Source organism: Planctomonas sp. JC2975, from assembly GCF_012985205.1.
Taxonomy (GTDB): Bacteria; Actinomycetota; Actinomycetes; order Actinomycetales; family Microbacteriaceae; genus Humibacter.
The window spans coordinates 1,961,641-1,982,816 of sequence record NZ_JABEKS010000001.1 but is presented as its reverse complement, the minus strand read 5'-3'; the positions used below and the strand labels follow the sequence as shown (position 1 = coordinate 1,982,816).

Below are 21,176 nucleotides of genomic sequence, written 5' to 3'. Positions count from 1 at the left end.
CGTCCCATGCATGCGAATGGACAGTGGCGTCCACCCCTGTGCGGTGCCACACTGTGCGCGTGGTCGCTCCCGACGCATCCTCAGTTCTGCCGGTCCGGACGAGTCCGCACCGCGGCTACGTCACCGTGATCCTGCTCGTCGCCGTGCCGAGCATGCTGGTCGCGCTCGCCATGAGCTCGCTCTACTTCGTCGTGATGCCGGCGATGCCGTTCCTGCGCGACTACTACTTCAACCAGCAGGAACAAACCTACGCGACCTACGTGCTGCCGTTGTTCGGGCATATCGCCGGCGGAACCACCGCGCTCATCGCGGGTCCGATCAACCTGGTGAACGCGCTCCGCAACGGCTACACGAGAACGCACCGCGTGTTCGGCACGATCTACGCCGTGGCCGTCGCCTTCTCGGCGACGTGCGCGATCTTCATGTCGTTCCACGCGTATCCGGGAATCATCCCCGGTGGCCGCTTCATCGTGACGAGCGGATTCTGCACGCTCGGGATCGTGTGGCTGTTCACGCTCGCGATGGCGCTGCGCGGCATCCTGATCAAGGGCGACATCCAGGCCCATCGCTTCTGGATCATCACCAACTTCAGCCTCACGTTCGCTGCCGTCGTGATCCGCGGCGAGAACGGCGCCATCATCGCCGCCGACATGTTCTCGCGGCTCTACCCGTGGCTTGCGTGGGCGTCATGGGTGCCCTGCGTGATCGTCGGGATGCTGCTGGCACGCCAGGTGAACCGCTCGCGCGCCCGCCGCGCGGCGCTGTCCGGCTGACCAGGGCACCCCGGCGGTTCCTGGTCCGTGCCTCCGCGCTGGCCGTCCGCGTGCCGACGCGGATGCCGGATCAGACACCCTGCGCGCGAACAGCGGCGGCGCCCCGATTCCGGAGCGCCGCCGCTGCATCCGGGCAGCTGCGGCCCGTCGCTCGCTACCTCTTGCCGGCGATGGGCCGGCTCACGATGTCGCGCATGATCTCGTTCGTTCCGCCGTAGATGCGGTGCACGCGGGCATCCGCCCACGCTCGGGCGATCGGGTACTCGACCATGTAGCCGTAGCCGCCGTGCAGCTGCAGGCAGGTGTCGAGCACCTCCCACTCGCGCTCGGTCGTCCAGAACTTGACCTTCGCGGCCTCTTCGGCCGACAGCTTGCCGTTCGCGTACGCGCGCAATGCGGCGTCGACGTAGGCCCACGTCGCGTCGACCGTCGTGGCGACGTCGGCGATGCGGAAGCGGGTGTTCTGGAAGTCGATGATCCGCTCCCCGAACGCCTCGCGGTTCTTCGTGTGGTCCAGTGTCCAGGCGAGTCCGGCCTGCGCAGCAGCGGCCGCGGCGACACCGATCGAGAGCCGCTCGAGCGGGAGGTTCATCATGAGCTGGATGAATCCGCGGCCTTCTTCGCCACCCAGCAGGTTCTCCTCGGGAACGAACACGTCGTTGAAGGAGAGCTCGGCGGTGTCGTGGCCGTGGAAGCCGATCTTGTTCAGCTTGTTGCCGTGCTGGAAGCCCTCCATGCCGTCCTCGATGAGCACGATGCTGAAGGCGTCAGGTCGATTGCCCTCGCCGGTTTTCACGAAGGTGACCACGACATCCGCCGTCTTGCCGCTGGAGATGAACGTCTTGGCGCCGTTCACCAGATAGCCGCCTTCCACCTTCTTGGCGGAGGTCTTGATGCCGCGAAGATCGGATCCGGCGCCCGGCTCGGTCATCGCGAGGGCGCCGATCACCTCGGCTGTCGCCATGCGCGGAAGCCACTTGGCCTTCTGCTCCTGCGTGCCCATGTGCACGAAATACGGAACGGCCAGGTCGTCCTGGATGCCGAACGCGCCGGCCAACGAGCCCGCACCTGCGCCGATGATCTCCTCGTTCACGACGGCGCGGAAACGATAGTCGCCCAGCATGCCTGCGCCGCCGAACTCCTCGGGCACCGACAGGCCGAGCAGGCCGGCCTCTGCAGCCGCCCTCATCGTGTCGCGATCGATCTCCCCCTCGGCGTCCCAGCGCTGGATCGCCTCGTTCGTGACGTACCGCTTCACGAACGCCTTCACCAGGTCGCGGAATGCCTCGTGGTCCTCGTCGTAAATGTCGCGCTCCATCGCGAAACCTTCCTCCTTCGGCAGGCGGCCGCACCATCGTGCGGAGCCGGTTGACGTCCCGGGCGCACTGGCCCGGGGAATCCACAGATCATAGGCAGGGACGCCCGCCGCTCAGGCGCTGACTGTGGGAAATGCATCCCGCCGTCGCATCCGCGCGTCACGTCTTTTGTGGGATGCCGCAGAGTCGGCGCTCACCCTCCGATGTACGACATCTCGACGCGCTCGCCTTGGCGGGAGCTGGAGTCCGATCCCATCGCGGAGCGCAGTTCGGAGTAGCGGTCGCCACGCGCCGACCAGATGCCGGCGAGGGATGCCTCGAGTGCGGCATCCGAGCAGCCGGCGCGCAGCAGCGCCCTCAGGTCGTGCCCGCCCGAGGCGAACAAGCAGGTGAACAGCTTGCCGTCGGCAGAGACGCGGGCCCTCCCGCAGGATCCGCAGAACGGTGCGCTCACGCTGGAGATGACGCCGATCTCGCCCGCGCCATCGCGGTATCGCCATCGTGTGGCCGTCTCGCCCGGATACCTCGCCGGCAGCGGTTCCAGCGGATGCACGGCGTCGATGCGCGCGATCACCTCGACCGACGGGGTGACCTCCTCGAGGTTCCAGCCGTTGGTGGTGCCGACATCCATGAACTCGATGAACCGTACGGTGATGCCCGTGCCGCGGAAGTGCTCGGCGATCGACAGGACGTCGTGGTCGTTGACCCCGCGCTTGACGACGGTGTTGACCTTGATCGAGGCGAACCCCGCTGCCTGCGCGGCGCTGATGCCGTCGAGCACGCGCGCGACGGGGAAATCGATGTCGTTCATCCGCCGGAAGACCTCGTCGTCGAGGGAGTCGAGGGACACCGTGAGGCGGCTCAGCCCAGCGGCCCTCAGCGAGGCGGCCTTGTGCGCGAGCGCCGTGCCGTTCGTGGTCATCGCGATGTCGAGCGGATGCCCGTCCGCCGTGCGCAAGCGCGACAGCATGCCCACCAACTGCTCGATGTCACGCCGGAGCAGCGGTTCGCCGCCGGTGAGCCGCAGCTTGCGGACGCCGTTCGCTATGCCGGCGCGAGTGACGCGCACGATCTCCTCGAACGAGAGGAGGTGCTCCTGCGGGAGGAAGGCGTGATCCCTGCCGAAGATCTCCTTCGGCATGCAGTAGACGCAGCGGAAGTTGCAGCGGTCGGTGACCGAGATCCGCAGGTCGTGAAGGCCGCGGCCGCGAGTGTCTGCGGTCGGTGACGGATGCACGGTGTCGGCATCCGTCGTCGATCGCATCAGCTCGGCCGTCATCGTCCCACAGTAGACCGCAAGTGTGTCGGCGAGATGTCGCGGCGCGATGGCCGCTCGATCGCGCCCGCAAGGCTCGAACGACCGCGCCACGTGCGCAGATGAGGCCGTTGCGGCGCCGCCTGAAGGTCTCGGCTCACTGCTGCAGATGCTGGACCTGCCGCCGAGATGGGGGCATCGTTGCACTTGGCGCGTGCGTCGACTTCGAGTACACGGATCCGCTGACCTGGGGAGTCTGCAATGGCCGTTGTCACCGGTTCAGAGCTCAAGTCAGACCTGTCCAACTGGAACCCCGAGAACCCGGCGACGTGGGATCCGAAGCGCGCGTGGTGGACCCTCACCATCACCACGTACACGATGTTCATCAGCTTCGCGACGTGGTACGTGGTCAGCGCCGTTGCACCGCGGCTCAACGAGGTCGGCTTCGCGCTGAGTCCGGGCCAGCTCTACTGGATCGTCGCCATCCCCGGCGTCTCGGCCGGCGTGCTGCGGTTCGTGTTCATGTTCCTTCCGCCGGTACTCGGATCGCGCACGCTCGTTGTGCTCTCCGCGTTGCTGCTGCTCATCCCGCTGCTCGGCTGGACGTTCGCCGTTCGTGACACGCACACGCCGTTCTGGATGCTGATGCTGCTCGCGTTCGCGGCAGGGGTCGGCGGCGGCACGTTCTCGGGCTTCATGCCCTCGACCAGCTACTTCTTCCCCAAACGCCTCAGCGGCACTGCCCTCGGTCTGCAGGCGGGGCTCGGCAACTTCGGCATCTCGTTCGTGCAGCTGCTCACGCCCTGGGTGGTCGGCTTCGGCCTGTTCGGAACGGCCGCGCTCACGCCGCAGACCGACGAGACCGGCAAGCTGATCTGGCTGCACAACGGCGGCCTGGTGCTCGTGCCGTGGGTGCTGCTGGCGGCGATCGTGGCGTTCATCTACATCCGCAGGGTGCCGGTGAAGGCGAACTTCCGCGACCAGCTGGACATCTTCAGGCTCAAGCACACGTGGATCCAGACGGTGCTCTACGTGATGGGGTTCGGGCTGTTCTCCGGGCTCTCCGCACAGACGGCGCTCCTCATCAAGAACCTGTGGGGCGGACCGGAGGCCGGCGGCCCGAACGGTGTGGCCTTCGCCTTCATCGGTCCCGCGATCGGGGCGCTGGTCCGTGCGGCGATCGGACCTCTGTGCGACAGATTCGGCGGCGCCATCTTCACGTTCATCGGATCCATCGGCATGTTCATCGGATGCTTCGTGACGGTGTTCTTCCTCGATCCCAACGACAAGGGCGACTTCGCCGGCTTCGCCACCGGCATCCTGATCATCTTCTTCTTCTCCGGGTTCGTGAACGCCGGAACCTTCAAGCAGATGCCGACCATCTTCCCGAAGCGGCAGGCGGGCGGTGCGATCGGCTTCACGGCATCCATCGCGGCATTCGGTCCGTTCTTCGTCGGCGTGCTGCTGTCGGCCGTCGGGCCGGTGCCGTTCTTCATCTGGTCCGTCATCCTGTGCGCCATCTGCATCGGACTGGCGTGGTGGTACTACGTGCGGCCCGGTGCCGAGATGAAGAGCTGACGGCAGCACACGCAAGGGCATCGAAAGAGACGAGGGCACATGACTCCGCGAACCCGCACCGATCCGGCAACAGACGGACCGCTCGCAGATGCCCTCGTCGAATTGGGCAGATACCTGAGGCCGGGCGAGGTGTCGCCCGATCTGCGCACGCTGTTCCTCAAGGGCGGTCGTGACGGCGATGTCTTCTACCGGGACAGGTGGTCGCACGACAAGGTCGTGCGTTCGACGCATGGAGTGAACTGCACGGGGTCGTGCTCGTGGAAGGTGTACGTCAAGGACGGCATCATCACGTGGGAGACGCAGCAGACCGACTATCCGTCCGTGGGGCCGGACTCGCCGGAGTACGAGCCCCGCGGATGCCCGCGCGGCGCCGCCTTCAGCTGGTACACGTACTCGCCGACCCGGGTGCGATATCCGTACGTGCGCGACACCCTGCTGCAGCTCTACCGTGCCGCCAAGCAGCAGCACCCCGACCCGGTGGAGGCCTGGGCGTCGATCGTGGAGGACGAGGACGCGTCCACCGCCTACAAGAGAGTGCGCGGCAAGGGTGGCCTGGTGCGGGTCGTGTGGGACGAGGCGGTCGAGATCGCCGCCGCCGCACACGTGTACACGATCAAGAAGTACGGACCGGATCGCGTTGCGGGCTTCTCGCCGATCCCCGCGATGTCCATGGTGTCGCACGGTGCGGGATCCCGGTTCCTCAACCTGGTCGGCGGCACCATGCTGTCGTTCTACGACTGGTACGCGGACCTGCCGGTGGCGAGCCCGCAGGTGTTCGGCGACCAGACGGATGTGCCGGAGTCCGCCGACTGGTGGAACTCCAGCTACCTCATCATGTGGGGATCCAACGTGCCGGTCACCCGCACGCCTGACGCGCATTTCATGACCGAGGCGCGCTACCGCGGCACGAAGGTCGTCGTGGTGTCGCCCGACTATACCGACAACACCAAGTTCGCCGACGAGTGGGCGGCCCCCCACCCAGGGACGGATGCGGCGCTCGGAATCGCCATGGGACACGTCATCCTCACCGAGCACTTCGTACAGAAGCGCACGCCGCGCTTCGAGGACTACATGCGGCGGTACACGGACGCGCCCTACCTCGTGTCGGTGGAGCGGAACGGCGACCGGCTGGTGCCGGGCAAGTTCCTCACGGCCTCCGATCTCGGCGGGCCCGCTGCGGCCGCCGCACGTGCCGAGTTCAAGCCCGTCGTGCTCGATCAGCACGGTGCCGCTTTCGTGCCGGGCGGATCCCTCGGGCACCGCTTCGCCCCCGAAGACGAAGGCAGCTGGAACCTTGACCTCGGCGACGTCGTGCCGCCGCTGTCCATCGCGGATCTCGCCGACTGGGACGGCGGCGCAGCCGAGGTCGCGCTTCCGCGCTTCGACGTCGCACCTCAGCCCGGCCAGGAGCACGCAGGCGGATCCGGCGTCGTCTCGCGCGGGGTGCCGGTGCGGCGGGTGGCCGGCAAGCTCGTCACCACGGTCTTCGATCTCATGCTCGCCCGCTACGGGGTGGGCCGGAACGGACTGCCAGGGGAGTGGCCGTCCGACTACGCGGACGTCTCCACCCCGGGAACGCCCGGCTGGCAGGAAGGGATCACGTCGGTGCCCGCGGCGCAGGCGATCCGCATCGGTCGTGAGTTCGCGGACAACGCGGAGCGCAGCGGCGGGCGCTCCATGATCCTGATGGGCGCGGGGACCAACCACTGGTTCCACTCCGACACCATCTACCGCACCTTCCTCGCGCTCACCATGATGTGCGGCTGCCAGGGCGTCAACGGTGGCGGATGGGCGCACTACGTCGGGCAGGAGAAGGTGCGGCCGCTCACCGGTTACAACCAGTACGCGGGCGCGGCGGACTGGAGCCGTCCGCCGCGGCAGGCGATCGGCACGGCCTTCTTCTACCTGGCGACCGACCAGTGGCGATACGACGGCCTGCCAGCGAACCAGCTCGCCTCGCCGCTTGCGCGCGGCGCCTTCGACGGTCGGACGACTGCCGACTGCCTTGTCGAATCCGTGAAGCGCGGGTGGATGCCGAGCTACCCGACCTTCGACCGCAACCCCCTCGACCTCTGCGACGAGGCAGAAGCCGCCGGCAAAGAGGTCGCCGACTACATCGTGGAGAGCCTGAACGACGGATCCCTGCACTACGCGTGCGAAGATCCCGACGCTCCAGAGAACTGGCCGCGCGTCATGACCATGTGGCGGGCGAACGTGCTCGGGTCCTCCGGCAAGGGCAACGAGTACTTTCTGAAGCACCTGCTCGGAACGGATGCCGCCATCCGCGTCGACGAGGCCGGTGAGGGTTCCCGGCCACGCGACATCCGCTGGCGGGACGACGCCCCGATCGGCAAGCTCGACCTGCTCGTCACGAGCGACTTCCGGATGACGTCCACGACCCTGTTCAGCGACATCGTGCTCCCGACGGCCACCTGGTACGAGAAGTACGACCTGTCGTCGACGGACATGCATCCGTTCGTGCACTCGTTCACCCCGGCCATCGACCCGCCCTGGCAGACCCGAACGGACTTCGACACGTTCAAGGTGCTGGCCGACAGGTTCAGCCAGCTGGCGCGCACACACCTCGGCGTGCGGCGCGACGTCGTGGCGGCTCCGCTCCAGCACGACACCTCGGATGAGATGGCCACACCGCACGGCGCGGTCGAGGACCTTCCGCTGAAGCCCGGCGTCACGATGGCGAAGCTCGTCGTCGTCGAGCGGGATTACACGGCGATCGCCGACAAGTGGGGATCGCTGGGTCCGCTGACGGAGAGCGTCGGCATGGTCACCAAGGGCATCACGTACCATCCGGGCCCTGAGGTGGCAGCGTTGAAGCGTTTGAACGGCGTGGTCGAGTCCGGTCCGATGAGCGGGCGCGCGCGGCTGGACACCGACAAGCGGGCGTGCGAGATGATCCTCGCGCTCTCCGGAACGACGAACGGGCGGCTCGCGGTCGAAGGATTCCGGCAGCTGGAGGCGAAGACCGGCCAGAAGCTGGCGTTCCTCGCCGAGGAGCACGAAGGGACGCACATCTCGTTCTCGGATGTGCAGGTGCAGCCCCGGAGCGTCATCACGTCGCCCGAGTGGTCGGGCTCCGAGCACGGCGGCCGCCGGTACACGGCGTTCGCCGTCAACGTTGAGCAGCTGAAGCCCTGGCACACGCTCACCGGACGGCAGCACTTCTACCTCGACCACGACTGGATGGAGGAGCTCGGCGAGAACCTGCCGGTGTACCGTCCGCCGCTGGACATGCATCGTCTGTTCGGAGACGCGAAGCTCGGCGTCGTCGGCAACGCATCCGGTCCGGGTGCCGACGGCCAGGCCGAGGTGTCGGTGCGTTACCTGACCCCGCACTCCAAGTGGTCGATCCACTCTGAGTACCAGGACAACCTCTTCATGCTCTCGCTCTCCCGCGGCGGCCCGGAGATCTGGATGAGCGTCGAGGACGCGGCCAAGATCGGCGTTCGCGACAACGAATGGATCGAGGCGTACAACCGCAACGGCGTCGTGGTGGCGCGCGCGATCGTGTCGCACCGCATGCCGGAGGGAACCGTGTACATGTACCACGCGAAAGACCGCACGGTCGACGTGCCGATCACGGAGACCAGCGGGCTGCGCGGCGGCATCCACAACTCGCTCACGCGCATCCTGCTCAAACCGAGCCACCTGATCGGCGGCTACGCCCAGCTGTCGTGGGCGTTCAACTATCTGGGGCCGACCGGGAACCAACGCGACGAAGTGACGACGATCCGGCGACGGAGCCAGGAGGTGCAGTACCGATGAAGGTCATGGCGCAGATGTCGATGGTGATGAACCTCGACAAGTGCATCGGATGCCACACCTGCTCCGTCACGTGCAAGCAGGCCTGGACCAACCGAACCGGCGTCGAGTACGTGTGGTTCAACAACGTGGAGACACGTCCGGGGCTGGGTTACCCGCGGCGGTATGAGGACCAGGACAAGTGGCAGGGCGGATGGACGCGCACCAAGCGCGGTCGCCTCAAGCTGCGCAGCGGCGGACGGCTGGCCAAGCTCGGGCACATCTTCTCGAACCCGAACCTGCCGGAGATCCACGACTACTACGAGCCGTGGACGTACGACTACGACATGCTGCTGAACTCCCCGAGGGGTCAGCAGACGCCAGTGGCACGGCCGAAGAGCCTGCTCACCGGGCAGGACATGAAGATCTCCTGGTCGGCGAACTGGGACGACGACCTCGGCGGCTCGGTCGAGACCATGCAGCAGGACCCGATCCTGCAGAAGATGAGCGAGCAGGTGAACGCCGAGTTCGAGCAGGCGTTCATGTTCTACCTGCCGCGCATCTGCGAGCACTGCCTGAACCCGTCGTGCGTGGCCAGCTGCCCGTCAGGCGCCATGTACAAGCGCGTCGAAGACGGCATCGTGCTCGTCGACCAGGACAAGTGCCGCGGCTGGCGCATGTGCGTCTCCGGATGCCCGTACAAGAAGGTGTACTTCAACCACAAGACGGGCAAGGCGGAGAAGTGCACGCTCTGCTATCCGCGCATCGAGGTGGGGTTGCCGACGGTCTGCTCCGAGACGTGCGTCGGGCGCCTGCGCTACCTCGGGCTCATCTTGTACGACGTCGACAAGGTGGCGGATGCCGCCAAGACGGAGAACGAGCACGACCTGCTGGACGCACAGCGCGACGTCATCCTCGACCCGCACGATCCAGCGGTGATCGAGGCGGCGCTGCGCGACGGCATCCCGCAGGACTGGATCGAGGCAGCCCAGAACAGCCCGATCCACAAGCTCATCAAGGAGTACCGGGTGGCGTTGCCGTTGCACCCCGAGTACCGCACGATGCCGATGGTCTGGTACATCCCGCCGCTCTCGCCCGTTGTGGACGTGATCACCGGATCGGGCAACGACGGTGAGGATGCCCGCACGCTCTTCGCCGCGATCGACAAGCTCCGCATCCCGATCGAGTACCTCGCAGAGCTGTTCACCGCAGGCGACACGACTCCGGTGGACGAGTCACTGCGCAAGCTCGCCGCGATGCGGTCGTACATGCGCGGCATCAACCTGGACGACGAGCGCGACGAGCGGATCGCGAACGCCGTCGGCATGACCGGCACCGAGGTCGAGGAGATGTACAGGCTGCTGGCGGTCGCGAAGTACAACGACCGCTACGTGATCCCTGCTGCGCACGCCGAGCAGGCGCGCGAGCTCGACGAGCTCGCCTGCTCCCTGGACTACGACGGCGGCCCAGGCATGGGCGGCGCCGGTCCGTTCGGATCCTCCAGCGGGCATCCGACACCGGTCGCGGTCGAGAACTTCCACGCACTGGCCAACCGGCAGAGCGCGGATCGGCCGTCGACACCCGGACGCGTCAACCTCCTCAACTGGGACGGCAACGGCTCGCCGGACGGGCTGTTCCCGCCGGAGGGCGAGCAGAAGTCCTCTTCCGGCGGCGATGAGTGATGGCCGGAGTCATTCGATCCGGTCCGCCGCGCGAGCGGGCGCGCGTCACACCGCGCAGGCGTCTACCTGCGCGGCTCGATGCGCTGTCGCTCACCCGTGAGCAGCGGCAGCGGGTCCATCTAGCCGGCGCAGTGCTGCTGGACTATCCGGACGCCGCGTGGTTCGGCAAGCTCGCCACCGTGCGTTCCCTCGTGGCCGGGCTCCCGGCCGAGCTGCGCGATCCGCTGGACCGGTTCATGGATGCCGCGCTCGCCGCATCCGCCAGCCGTGCGGAGGCCTCGACCTGGGAGCAGCACTACGTCGCCACGTTCGACCTCAAGCGCAAGTGCAGCCTCTACCTGACCTACTTCGCGACAGGTGACACGCGCAAGCGCGGCACCGCGCTCGTGACGATCCTGGAGGCGTACCGGGCCGCCGGCTGGGAGTTCGACGCCGACGAGCTTCCCGACTATCTGCCGGCCGTGCTGGAGTTCTCAGCCGTCAGCGACTCGGAGATCGCCGGCGCGCTGCTCAGCAGTCACCGCGAGGGCATCGAGGTTCTGCGAGCAGCGCTGGAGCAGATGTCCAGCCCGTGGGCAGATGTCGTGCGAGCCGTCACGCTGTCGCTCCCGCCGATCGACGACGCGACGCGCGAACACTACCTGGACCTGATCAGCGAAGGCCCGCCCACCGAGACGGTCGGGCTGAGCTTCCTGGGCAACCTTCCGCCCTTCGAGCCGCACGCGCAGTGAGCGCACGCGATGACGACGGCGCACGAATGACGACACACGAGTGAAGAGGAAGAGCGAATGAACGCCTGGTCCATGCTGCTGTGGGTCGCGCTGCCCTACATCGCGATCGCGGTGTTCATCGTCGGCCACATCTGGCGGTACCGCTACGACAAGTTCGGCTGGACGACGAGGTCGAGCCAGACGTACGAGAACCGGTTGCTGCGCTGGGGATCCCCGATGTTCCACTTCGGCATCCTGTTCGTGCTCGTCGGGCATGCGGTCGGCCTGCTCATCCCCGAGGAGTGGCTGTTCGCGATCGGGATCAACGAGCTGATGTACCACATCGGCGCGACGGTGCTGGGGACGGCGGCTGCCATCCTCACACTGGCCGGGCTCGCCATCCTGATCTACCGTCGGCGCACCGTCGGACCGGTGTTCCTCGCGACGACGCGCATGGACAAGGTCATGTACGTGTTCCTCGGACTGACGCTGCTGCTCGGCACCATGGCCACGTTCGGCTACCAGCTCTTCGGCGAGGGATACAACTACCGCGAGACGATCAGCCCGTGGGTGCGCAGCATCATCATCTTCCAGCCGCAGCCGCAGCTGATGGCCGAGGCGCCGATCATCTTCCAGCTGCACGCGTTGTGCGCGACGGTGTTGTTCATCCTGTGGCCGTTCACCCGCCTGGTGCACGTGTTCTCGGCGCCGGTGCAGTACCTGTTCCGGCCGTATATCGTCTACCGCTCGCGCGACGACCGCAGCGGGAACCGTCCGCCGCGTCGCGGCTGGGACCCGGTCACGACGCCCGACGCGGAGCGGCTGCGCCGCCCGTAGCGCCCACCCGCCGCACCCACCCTCACACCCTCGGAAGCACTCGAACTTCCGGCGCGTTCTGTCGTGGACGCCGACGGATAGCGACCACTCGGGCCAGATAGTCGGCCGTCAGGCGATGCTGACCGTCGAGCCGACGGCGACGTGCGCGTCCGACGGGAGGTGCAGCACGACCTCGTCGCCGTCCGGCGTACGCGCCAGGACGCGCAGTCCTGTCTCGTCGGATGCCACATGCACGACTCGCACGCTCCAGCCGGCGTCGTGCGCCCCTCGGCTCTGCGCGGTGTCGTCGGACGTGAGCGGCAACGTGGCGGCGACGACCGCAACGAACGGTGTGGCGGGTGCTCTCAGAACGTCGTGCACGGTTCCCGACTGCGTGACCCGTCCGGACTCGAGCACCACCAGTCGATCGGCGAAGGATGCAGCGTCCACCGCATCGTGCGTCGCCACCAGCGTCGTGGTCGGTGTCGCCGTCAGCACGTCACGCAGCAGGTGGCGGATCCCCGTCGCGGTCTCCGGATCCAGCGCGCGCAACGGCTCGTCGAGGAGCAGGAGTCGCGGACCCGTTGCCAGCGCCCTGGCCAGCGCGACCCTCTGCTGCTGACCGCCGGACAGCTGCTCGGGGCGTCGGTCGCCGAGACCGGGGAGGCCGACGCGGGCGAGCCAGGCATCGGCATCCGCTCGGGCGCGGGCTTTCGAGGTGCCGCGCGCTCGCGGACCGAACGCCACGTTCTCGCGGGCCGAGAGGTGCGGGAAGAGTCGGGCGTCCTGTCCCATGAGCACGACGCCCCGAACGGGCGACGGCACGTGAGGACCGGATCCCGCGTCCAGCGTGCGGCCGTCGAGCCGCACCTCGCCGTCGGTGAGCGGCACGAAGCCCGCGATCGCCTCGAACATGGTGGACTTGCCGGCCCCGGACGGACCCATCACGGCGACGACTTCGCCGGGGTCGGCGTGCACCTCGATGTCGAGCCCGTATGCACCGTGGACAACGCGAATGCGCGCATCCAGAACCGATCCGGATGCAGCATCGGGCGACTGCACCGAGTCGTCGGACCACACGGCGTCGTCGGCCGGGTCGTCGGGCGCTGCCGCCGGCCCGTTCACTGCACGACCTCCTTGGTCATGCCTTCCTTCGCGGCGGCATCCGGACGCCAGGCGCGCACGAGCAGGAGCACCGCGATCGCCGTCACCAACAGGAGGAGGGACAGCGCGACGGCGGCATCCTGGCTGACCCCGCCGCCGTTGAACGCCGTGTAGATGGCAAGCGGCATGGTCTGGGTGACGCCGGGCGCGTTGCCGGCGAAGAGAGCCGTGGCGCCGAACTCGCCGACGGCGCGCGCGAAGCAGAGGATGACGCCGGACAGCAGACCGGGACCGGCAAGCGGCAGCGTCACCCGCCAGAGCGTCGTCCATCGCCCGGCCCCGAGGCTCGCCGCCGTGCGCTCGTACTCGAGTCCCGAGGTGCGCAGCGCGCCCTCCAGGGCGAGCACGAGGAACGGCAACGCCACGAACGTCTGCGCGAGCACCACGGCGGACGTCGTGAAGGGGAGTTGCCATCCGGTGAAGCCCAGCCATCCGGTGCGGCCGAACAGGAACAGCAGCGCGAGGCCACCGACCATCGGCGGCAGGACCAGGGGGACCGTGACGACGGCGCGGAGCACGGCGGCGGTGCGAGCGCCGGACCGCGCGATGAGAAGCGCGAGCGGCACGCCGAGCACGAGCGACAGTGCCGTGGCGATGAGTCCCGTCGTCACGGAAAGACGAAGGGCTTCAAGCGCCTGCGGTGAGGTGATGTCGCCCCACAGTGTCGACCACTCGACGTGGCCGACCAGTGCGGCCAGCGGCAGCGTCAGGAACAGCAGTCCCACGATCGCAGGAATCGCCAGGACGGGCGGCGCGTAGCCGCGACGGTTCATGGCTTTTGGAATCCGAATGACGCCAGGATCTTCTGCCCGTCGGGTCCGGTGATGAACGAGGCGAACGCCTTCGCCGCCGCCGGGTTCGGGGCACCCTTGAGCACCACGATCGGATACGAGTTGACCACCTTGTCGGCGCCCTCCGGCACGATCGTCTTCACCTTGTCGGTGGTGGCAGCGTCCGTCACGTAGACGAGTCCGGCGTCGGCCTCTCCGGTCTCCACCTTGGTGAGCACCGCCGTCACGTTCTGCTCCTGGCTCACTGGCGTGACCTTCACGCCCTGGTTGCTCAGCAGCGTCTGCGCGGCGGATCCGCACGGCACGGCGGGCGCGCAGAGCACGACCTTGAGGTTCGGGTTCGACAGATCGCTCAGCGACTTCACGTTGCCAGGGTTGTCCTTGGGCGTCACGATCACGAGCGTGTTGCGGGCGAAGACCGTCGGATCGGATGCCAGTCCCGGATCCGTCACCTTCGCCATGTTCGCCTGGTCCGCCGATGCGAACACGTCGACCTTCGCACCGCCGATGATCTGAGTCGCCAGGGTGCTGGATCCGTCGTAGTTCGCGGTGACGTGCACGTCGGGATGCGCCTTCTCGAACTCCGCCGCCGCCTTGTCGAACGCGCCCTGGAGGGATGCCGCTGCTGACACGGCGAGGTCGCCGCTGAGAGCGTCGGCGGTCGAGGTGGCCGTCGCCGTCGTCGTGCTGCCGGCACCCGAGGTCCCGGAACATCCGGACAGCAGAAGAGCCACCGACGCGGTGGCTGCGAGGAGAAGGGGCAGGCGGCGCATTGTCGTTCCTCCGAGGATTTCAGTGGTGCTCGTGGCAGTAGTGGTGATGCAGGGGTCAGGTGCCCGGCACCTCGACGATGACGGTAGTGGCCTTCACGACGGCGACGGCGAGTGAGCCGACCTCGAGCCCGAGGTCTCGCACGGCTTCGGCGCTCATCAGCGAGACGACACGGTGCGGACCTGCCTGGATGTCCACCTGTGCCATGACGTCGTCTGCGATGACACGTGTCACGATTCCCGTGAAGCGGTTGCGGGCGCTGGAGAGCACGTCGGTCGGGTCGTCAGCAGCACGCGCGAGCTCTACCGCACGCTGGGCGAGCGCCTCGCCCGGGATCTCGGTGGGCGTGGCATCCGTCACCGGAAGCGTCCCCTGCTCCACCCACCGACGCACGGTGTCGTCGCTCACGCCGAGGAGTCGCGCGGCCTGCGCGATCTTGTAGCTTGCGGACATGTGGTCACCGTAGCACCGCAGTTGCGGCTCTTTCGCACGTTCTCAGCCGCAGCTGCGGCGTTCTGCCGGCTGACTCCGGCCGTGGTCGGCATGCTGTCATGCTGGGGCGATGAGCACCGCAGATCCGGATGCGACCTCCCGCGGCGCGATCCTCCTCGCAGGCGGCCGTGCCTCCCGCATGGGCGGCATCGACAAGCCTTCCCTGAAGGTGAACGGACGCTCGCTGCTCGATGCGGCCGTCGCGGCCGTGACCGCAGTCGGATGCGAAGCCATCGTGATCGTGGGGCCGCGTCCGGGCGATGGGAAGGCGCCCGGCCATGGCCGCGAGGGATCCGGAGGCGAAGGATCAGGAGGCGCGGAGTCCGGCGGTGCCGAATCCGGAAACACGGAGACGACCGCCAGCGAGCGTGCGGGCATCGAGTGGCGCCGTGAGGATCCGCCGTTCGCAGGTCCCGCGGCGGCCATCGCCACTGCGCTGGCGGCGCCCCATCCGCGTGGGAACCCCGCGTGGACGTTCGTGCTCGCCTGCGACCTCCCGCACGTGGAACAGGCGGTCGCGCGTCTGGACCGGGAGCTGGGCGCGCTGCCGCCCGACTCCGACGGCGCCTGCCTCGCGGATGCGACGGGACGGTCGCAATGGCTCACGGGCGTTTACCGCACGGTGGCACTCCGGGCAGCGGCATCCGCTCTTCCGGATGCCGGACGCGACCAGTCGGTCCGCGCCCTGCTCGCCGGGCTGGCGGTCACGACCATCGCGGACGACGCACATGTCGCCGACGACATCGACACCTGGGACGACTACGAGCGCTTCACCGGCGATGGGGAACCAGAATGACGGCCGCGCTGAGCACGAGAAGCGGAAGCACGCACGCCGCGGCGATGGCATAGCCGTTCTCCGACGGGAACACGCTGCCGTGCGGGGTCGCCGTGGCGAGCAGCAGTCCGGCGAGGGCGCTGCCGATGCTGAACCCGACGCTGCGGACGATCTGGTTGATGGAGAGAACGCTCGCCGTCTCCTCACTGGGCGAGCCAGCCAGCACGAGCCCCGGCATGGTCGCGGAGACCCCGCCGACACCGAAGCCGAGCACGGCCATCGCGGCGAGCGTCGCGATGAGCGATCCCGGAAGGGTCGCGAAGACGAGCGCGGCAACGGCGACGAACGAGGCATGGATCACGAACGCCCACCTCGCTGTCGCGAGGCGCGTCATCCAGGGCGTCAGTCGTCCCGCCGCGAACCCGAACAACGAGAACGGGATGAGCGCCGCACCCGCCGCGAGCCCGGAGAGCCCGAATCCGTAGCCCGCGGCCTGCGGCGTCTGCACGAAGCGGGTGAGAAGCGAGAACAGGAGGTACATGCCGACGCCGGAGACGAGCATCGCGGCGTTGGCGCTCAGGAGTCCGGCGCGCGCGAGCAGGCGCACGTCGACGAGCGGGGCGGACGAGCGCCGCTCGACGACCACCCACGCGGCCAGCGCGATGCCGGCGGTGACGAGGATGGTTGCCCCGACCCACACTTTCGCCCACACGGAAGGCTGCGCCACGCAGAGCAGCACGCCGAGCGTGCCGATGCCGAGGAGCACGGCGCCGCCGATGTCGATGCGGATGCTCGCACGCGACGCATCCCGCGGGATCGCCCTCCACGCGATGACGAGCCCGGTGAGCGAGATGAGGAAGCCGAGCCCGTAGGCAGCGCGGAGTCCCAGGTACTGGTCGACGAGTCCCATGAGCGGGTAGGCGATGCCGATTCCGACGGTTCCCGCGACGGAGATGGTCGCGATGGCGCAGCGGGCTCGTTCCGGCGGCAGATGGTCGCGGGCGACGCTCATCAGCAGGGCCAGGGCCCCGAGACCGAGGCCCTGCAGTGCGCGGCCGGCCAGCAGCACGCCGAATGAGAAGCCACCGGCGGGCAGCGGTACGGCCGTCAGAAGGCCGCCGAGTGCGACCAGTCCGAGGGTGATCAGCACGGTGGTGCGTCGGTGGGGGCCGGTGCCGAGGCGACCGAGCACGGGGGCGGCGATCGCACCGGAGAAGAGCGTGACGGTGAGCGTCCACTGCGCGGCATCCAGCGGGACGGCGAGGTCGAGCGCCACTGACGTGATGAGTGGTGCGCCGACGCCGCCGATGACGGCGCCGAGGAACGCGATGGTGACGAGCGCTGCACCCAGGCGGCGCGGAGAGGCGGCGGTCGGCGGCGCGCTCACCGGTTCGTCTCGGCCGTGATGTGGTCGAACAGTCCTGGCTTGACGAGCGTTCGGATTCCGTCGGCCCACGCCTCGTCGATGTGCGCGACGTCCACGGCGGCTCCGGCGTTCAGCAGCATGCCGAAGGCGAGGAACGACTTGACGGTGACGGCGTCGAGGGCGGTCGTGTCGGCGACGACGTGCCACATGCGGGCGAGTCGTTCGCGCACGGCCGTCTGCACCTCCGGATCTCCGCAGGCGGCGAAACCCTGCAGCTGAAGGAGGAGCGCCGTGCGATCGGCGAGGAGGTCGTAGTACTGGGCGCCCATGCGGGAGAGGCCCTCGGTGCCCGTCATCCCCTCGCCGGCCGCCATCATGCCTTCGCTGACCCTGTCGAACGCCGCTGTGACGAGCTCCAGGAACAGCGCCTTCTTGGTGCCGAACATGCGGAAGACGTAGGCCTGGGTGATATCCGCCTCGCGTGCGATCGCCTCGACGGACGCGCCGGAGAGCCCGCGCTCCGCGAACTCGCGGCCCGCGATCTCCAGTACCTGTGCCCGCCGCGCGTCCCCGCGCATCCGCTCCGCCATGGTGGTCATGTTACTAGTTAGTGACTAGTAACAAATGGACTTGCCGATGCCGTTGCCCGGCAGGTGCGTTCCGCGCGGTTGCGCCCGAAATGACATGCTCGGACGACACGCTCAGCGACGACGAGAGGATGCCTGTGCCCACCTCATCCGGCCAGCCGACCGAAACCCGAGCCAGCGCGTTCTGGCGCACGAGCACCGCGGAGGCCGAGGGCGTGGATCCGGCGGGGATCCGCGCGCTCATCGACGCCTACGACGCGGATCCCGCGATCGATCCGCACGCACTGATCGTGGTCCGGCATGGCGCGGTGGTCGCTTCGGCTCAGTGGGCGCCGTATGCGACGACCCGTCCGCAGCTCGTGTACTCGCTGAGCAAGAGCTTCACGAGCACGGCAGCGGGATTCGCCGCCGCAGAGGGCCTCCTCGACCTGGACACTTCCGCCGTCGATTACTTTCCGGAGTACGCGGACAGCGTCGCGCCCGAGAGCCGGCGCATCCTGGTGCGGCATCTCGCCTCGATGGCGACCGGCCACCTGCAGGACATGATCGTGTCGTTCTGGCAGGACCGCGAGCATCCGATCCGTCAGTTCTTTGCCACCCCGCCGGAGCGCGAGCCCGGCACGGTGTTCACATACAACCAACTCGCCACCTACACACTCGGCGTGATCGTGCAGCGGCGCTCGGGACAGCGCCTCACCGACTATCTGCAGACGCGGCTCTTCGAGCCTCTGGGAATCCCGCCGCTCGGGTGGCAGCAGCAGCCGGCAGATGTCGAACTGGGCTTCTCCGGACTCTTCGCGCCGCCTGAGGCGATCGCGAAGCTCGGACGGCTCTACCTCGACGGCGGAGTGTGGGACGGCGAGCGTCTGCTCCCCGAGTGGTGGGTGAAGGAGGCGACGAGCCTGCAGGTGGCGAACGCGACGCCCGGAGATCCGCTGGCCCCGGAGTCCGATTGGGCCCAGGGATACGGCTTCCAGTTCTGGATGTCGCGCCACGGCTTCCGCGGAGACGGCGCCTTCGGCCAGTTCTGCCTCGTGCTTCCCGAGCAGGATGCCGTGGTGGCCATCACTGCGCAGGTGCACGACATGCAGCAGGAGTTGAACCTGGTGTGGGAGCACCTGCTTCCTGCGTTCCACGACGAGCCGCTCGCACCTCGGCCGGACGGCGGCGAGGCGCTGCTCGGTCTCGAGTTGAGCATCCCGTTCCCCGCGGATCTGCGGCCGTTCGCGCAGCTGGACGCCTCGGCGGCCGGTGAGTACCGTTCGGTGGGTGACCCGGATGCTCCCGACGGATACCCCCAGCTGACGCGCGTCGTGCTGCAGCGCGACGCCGACGGCTGGACGGTCGCGCTGCACGAGGACCCGGCCGGCAGTGCGTCGGCCGATGGGTCGCAGCGCCCGACAACGTCTGCGGTGCCCCTCGACGACGCCGTCGACGACCCGGACCGGGCGAGCGCCCAGGGCTGGATCGCCGCCGTCGCGGTGCCGCAGACGCCGTCCACGCCGACAGGCTCGGTCGGCGGCCGGGTCGGTGACGGCTCGTGGGCGGTGACCGAGGGCGGGGACTCGGGAACGCTCGAGGTTCCGATCGCGGCGAGGGGCGGCATCCTCGATGCGGATTCCGTCGCCACCCCGCGCATCGACGTCGCCTTCATCGACACCCCGCATCGCCTCACGCTGACGTTCGACACGCAGGCCAGCACCGTCACCGCCCAGTGGACCTCGCGATCGCTCGGCTTCGCCGGCGCCTACCAGCTTCGCGCGGTGCGCCCGGGGGAGTCGTTCGTCGTCGAGCGCTGACCGGGCCGCGGCCCGCCGTGCGCCACGTCGCGCGTCGCGTTACGAAAACCGGAGTGATTGCGCTCTCGCGCCGAATACCGGAGGAAACCTTCGGTATTCGTTGCGAGCTCCGGATTTCGGAGCGCGGGTCGCGTCGTGCCAGGCACGGAACAGGCCGGTACGAGGCGTCAGCAGCCGAAGATTATCGGCAGCAGGGCCGCTCACCCTACGGTCGGCACGTGCTCAGCGTCAGGCGGGCGCACGCCGCCGTCGGCTGAGCTGCGCCGCAGCGCCAGTGCGATCACCGGGAAGAGCAGTACCGACAGCATCCCGGCGCCGACGAGTGCGCTTGCCGTTCCCGACGACAGGTCGTGCTGTTTCAGACCGATGTTCGTCACGGCAACGATGATGGGCAGCGCGGTTGCTGAGAAGAGCGCCAGCGCGCCGCGGTCCTTGCCGGTCGCGCCCTTCGGTGAGGCGATCAGCCCAGGGAGACCGCGCACGACGAGCAAGAGCACCAGGAAGATCGGCAGCAGGATGAGCGCCCGCGAGTCCGCGAGCAGCCCGAGCAGGTCGAAGTTGACGCCAGTCGTGAGGAAGAAGACCGGGACGACGACGCCGAACGCGACAGCCTCGATCTTGCCCTCGATCTGCTCGGACGTCTCGGGCTTGGCGCCGGAGAGCAACACTTTGCTCAGGATGCCGGCGGCGAACGCTCCGAGCAGCATGTCCAGCCCCAGCGCGATGCTGAGCCCGACGAGCGCGGCGATGATCGCGACGGCGAAGCGCACGACGAACTGGCCGCTGGTGTGCATTGTTGCGGTCACCAGACGGTGGAACCGCTCGTGCGTTCCGCGGGATGCCAGCCACACCCCGACTCCCGCGATGATGACGAACCCGATCAGCACGAGGGCCCCGGCGAGCGGCGTGCGTCCGGAGAGGAACAGCGAGATCGCGACGAGCGGGCCGAACTCGCCGATCGCGCCGACGGCCGTCACCGCGAGCCCGAACGGTGTTCGCAGCTCACCGGCGTCGCGCAGGAGAGGCATGAGCGTGCCGAGCGCGGTCGAGCACAGCGCTATGCCGACGTAGATCCCCGCGATCGGAGTGGGCGCCAGCAGGATGCCGAGCACGAGTCCGCCCGCGAGCGAGATGAGCCACCCGATGATGGCCCTGTTCAGCGGGCGCCCCTTGATCGTCGCGAAGTCGATCTCGTTGCCGGCCATGAAGAAGAGGAACGCGAGGCCGAAGTTGGAGAAGGTGGTGAGGGCATCCGATTTCGGGATCCAGCCCAGCACGCTGGGACCCGCAAGAATGCCGAGCACGATTTCGTACACGACCAGGGGTATTTTTACGAAACGGCCGACGAGCGTCGACAAGATCGGCGCCAGAAGAGCCAGCGCGGGGATGAGCACGATGGGCGCGATCCTGGCATCCATGGGGCGATCGTATGAGCACCCTGCCTGGGTCATCTCACCCAACTCGGATGGGGTCGAGGGTGGCGCGACCCGATGGTCAGAGGCACGATGGGAGGGCGACGGCGGTTCGGCCTGCCATCGGATC

Annotated in this window: 17 protein-coding genes; 8 read left to right on the top strand and 9 right to left on the bottom strand. The window is 68.3% G+C overall.

The window, feature by feature from the left end:
* The first annotated feature begins 59 nt into the window (after positions 1-59).
* Entirely contained in the window at positions 60-773 is a 714-nt protein-coding gene (locus HII28_RS08880; RefSeq protein WP_170025073.1) for a DUF2306 domain-containing protein, read from the top strand.
* Positions 774-927: 154 nt separating this feature from the next.
* Here the strand turns inward: HII28_RS08880 and HII28_RS08875 are convergent, their stop codons facing one another.
* Both HII28_RS08875 and moaA read right to left on the bottom strand, forming a co-directional pair.
* Positions 928-2,091, bottom strand: coding sequence for an acyl-CoA dehydrogenase family protein (locus HII28_RS08875; RefSeq protein WP_170025072.1), 1,164 nt, complete (start codon positions 2,089-2,091; stop codon positions 928-930).
* A 191-nt stretch (positions 2,092-2,282) separates the two neighbouring features.
* Positions 2,283-3,368 (bottom strand): GTP 3',8-cyclase MoaA, encoded by a 1,086-nt coding sequence (gene moaA, locus HII28_RS08870; RefSeq protein WP_170025071.1) that lies wholly within the window; start codon positions 3,366-3,368, stop codon positions 2,283-2,285.
* Positions 3,369-3,605: 237 nt separating this feature from the next.
* On the opposite strand from moaA, the gene HII28_RS08865 reads away from it, so the two are divergent.
* The 5 genes from HII28_RS08865 to narI are packed head-to-tail and all read left to right on the top strand — an operon-like array spanning position 3,606 to position 11,910.
* Positions 3,606-4,922, top strand: coding sequence for an MFS transporter (locus HII28_RS08865; RefSeq protein WP_170025070.1), 1,317 nt, complete (start codon positions 3,606-3,608; stop codon positions 4,920-4,922).
* A gap of 39 nt (positions 4,923-4,961) precedes the next feature.
* Positions 4,962-8,705, top strand: coding sequence for a nitrate reductase subunit alpha (locus HII28_RS08860; RefSeq protein WP_170025069.1), 3,744 nt, complete (start codon positions 4,962-4,964; stop codon positions 8,703-8,705).
* Positions 8,702-10,363: a nitrate reductase subunit beta gene (gene narH / locus HII28_RS08855; protein ID WP_170025068.1), complete on the top strand. Its 1,662-nt coding sequence runs from the start codon at positions 8,702-8,704 to the stop codon at positions 10,361-10,363. The genes HII28_RS08860 and narH overlap by 4 nt, the downstream gene beginning before the upstream one ends.
* The gene (gene narJ / locus HII28_RS08850) at positions 10,363-11,094 is read left to right on the top strand and encodes a nitrate reductase molybdenum cofactor assembly chaperone (protein WP_170025067.1); all 732 of its coding nucleotides are present in this window, start codon (positions 10,363-10,365) and stop codon (positions 11,092-11,094) included. The genes narH and narJ overlap by 1 nt, the downstream gene beginning before the upstream one ends.
* Positions 11,095-11,151: 57 nt before the next feature.
* Positions 11,152-11,910, top strand: a complete 759-nt coding sequence (gene narI / locus HII28_RS08845) for a respiratory nitrate reductase subunit gamma (RefSeq protein ID WP_170025066.1) — start codon at positions 11,152-11,154, stop codon at positions 11,908-11,910.
* Between the two features lie 108 nt (positions 11,911-12,018).
* On the opposite strand, the gene HII28_RS08840 is transcribed toward narI, so the two are convergent.
* Genes HII28_RS08840 through HII28_RS08825 form a run of 4 tightly spaced genes read right to left on the bottom strand, consistent with a single transcriptional unit; the run spans position 12,019 to position 15,068 of the window.
* Positions 12,019-13,014, bottom strand: a complete 996-nt coding sequence (locus tag HII28_RS08840; RefSeq protein ID WP_346769242.1) for an ATP-binding cassette domain-containing protein — start codon at positions 13,012-13,014, stop codon at positions 12,019-12,021.
* Positions 13,011-13,826: an ABC transporter permease gene (locus tag HII28_RS08835; RefSeq protein WP_170025065.1), complete on the bottom strand. Its 816-nt coding sequence runs from the start codon at positions 13,824-13,826 to the stop codon at positions 13,011-13,013. The genes HII28_RS08840 and HII28_RS08835 overlap by 4 nt, the downstream gene beginning before the upstream one ends.
* Positions 13,823-14,617, bottom strand: coding sequence for a molybdate ABC transporter substrate-binding protein (gene modA, locus HII28_RS08830; protein WP_170025064.1), 795 nt, complete (start codon positions 14,615-14,617; stop codon positions 13,823-13,825). The genes HII28_RS08835 and modA overlap by 4 nt, the downstream gene beginning before the upstream one ends.
* 55 nt (positions 14,618-14,672) lie before the next feature.
* A complete protein-coding gene (locus HII28_RS08825) occupies positions 14,673-15,068 on the bottom strand; it encodes a TOBE domain-containing protein (RefSeq protein ID WP_170025063.1) in 396 nt (131 codons plus the stop codon).
* A 109-nt stretch (positions 15,069-15,177) separates the two neighbouring features.
* On the opposite strand from HII28_RS08825, the gene HII28_RS08820 reads away from it, so the two are divergent.
* Positions 15,178-15,903 carry an NTP transferase domain-containing protein gene (locus HII28_RS08820; RefSeq protein ID WP_170025062.1) on the top strand — a complete coding sequence of 242 codons (726 nt, stop codon included), beginning with the start codon at positions 15,178-15,180 and terminating at the stop codon, positions 15,901-15,903.
* Here HII28_RS08820 and HII28_RS08815 read toward each other — a convergent pair.
* Positions 15,878-17,269, bottom strand: coding sequence for an MFS transporter (locus HII28_RS08815; protein ID WP_170025061.1), 1,392 nt, complete (start codon positions 17,267-17,269; stop codon positions 15,878-15,880). The two genes, HII28_RS08820 and HII28_RS08815, sit on opposite strands and share 26 nt — an antisense overlap.
* Positions 17,266-17,847 (bottom strand): TetR/AcrR family transcriptional regulator, encoded by a 582-nt coding sequence (locus HII28_RS08810; RefSeq protein ID WP_240977281.1) that lies wholly within the window; start codon positions 17,845-17,847, stop codon positions 17,266-17,268. The genes HII28_RS08815 and HII28_RS08810 overlap by 4 nt, the downstream gene beginning before the upstream one ends.
* 125 nt (positions 17,848-17,972) lie before the next feature.
* Here HII28_RS08810 and HII28_RS19895 point away from each other — a divergent pair, with 125 nt between their 5' ends.
* Entirely contained in the window at positions 17,973-19,634 is a 1,662-nt protein-coding gene (locus HII28_RS19895) for a serine hydrolase domain-containing protein (protein ID WP_205864607.1), read from the top strand.
* A 200-nt stretch (positions 19,635-19,834) separates the two neighbouring features.
* On the opposite strand, the gene HII28_RS08800 is transcribed toward HII28_RS19895, so the two are convergent.
* Positions 19,835-21,052, bottom strand: a complete 1,218-nt coding sequence (locus tag HII28_RS08800) for a cation:proton antiporter (protein ID WP_170025060.1) — start codon at positions 21,050-21,052, stop codon at positions 19,835-19,837.
* Positions 21,053-21,176 lie beyond the last annotated feature (124 nt).

Excerpts from the sequence above, each read along its gene's own strand:
- HII28_RS08875 (WP_170025072.1), bottom strand. The coding sequence starts at position 2,091 with ATGGAGCGCGACATTTACGACGAGGACCACGAGGCATTCCGCGACCTG.
- moaA (WP_170025071.1), bottom strand. The coding sequence starts at position 3,368 with ATGACGGCCGAGCTGATGCGATCGACGACGGATGCCGACACCGTGCAT.
- HII28_RS08865 (WP_170025070.1), top strand. The coding sequence starts at position 3,606 with ATGGCCGTTGTCACCGGTTCAGAGCTCAAGTCAGACCTGTCCAACTGG.
- HII28_RS08860 (WP_170025069.1), top strand. The coding sequence starts at position 4,962 with ATGACTCCGCGAACCCGCACCGATCCGGCAACAGACGGACCGCTCGCA.
- narH (WP_170025068.1), top strand. The coding sequence starts at position 8,702 with ATGAAGGTCATGGCGCAGATGTCGATGGTGATGAACCTCGACAAGTGC.
- narJ (WP_170025067.1), top strand. The coding sequence starts at position 10,363 with ATGGCCGGAGTCATTCGATCCGGTCCGCCGCGCGAGCGGGCGCGCGTC.
- narI (WP_170025066.1), top strand. The coding sequence starts at position 11,152 with ATGAACGCCTGGTCCATGCTGCTGTGGGTCGCGCTGCCCTACATCGCG.
- HII28_RS08835 (WP_170025065.1), bottom strand. The coding sequence starts at position 13,826 with ATGAACCGTCGCGGCTACGCGCCGCCCGTCCTGGCGATTCCTGCGATC.
- modA (WP_170025064.1), bottom strand. The coding sequence starts at position 14,617 with ATGCGCCGCCTGCCCCTTCTCCTCGCAGCCACCGCGTCGGTGGCTCTT.
- HII28_RS08825 (WP_170025063.1), bottom strand. The coding sequence starts at position 15,068 with ATGTCCGCAAGCTACAAGATCGCGCAGGCCGCGCGACTCCTCGGCGTG.
- HII28_RS08820 (WP_170025062.1), top strand. The coding sequence starts at position 15,178 with ATGAGCACCGCAGATCCGGATGCGACCTCCCGCGGCGCGATCCTCCTC.
- HII28_RS08810 (WP_240977281.1), bottom strand. The coding sequence starts at position 17,847 with ATGACCACCATGGCGGAGCGGATGCGCGGGGACGCGCGGCGGGCACAG.
- HII28_RS08800 (WP_170025060.1), bottom strand. The coding sequence starts at position 21,052 with ATGGATGCCAGGATCGCGCCCATCGTGCTCATCCCCGCGCTGGCTCTT.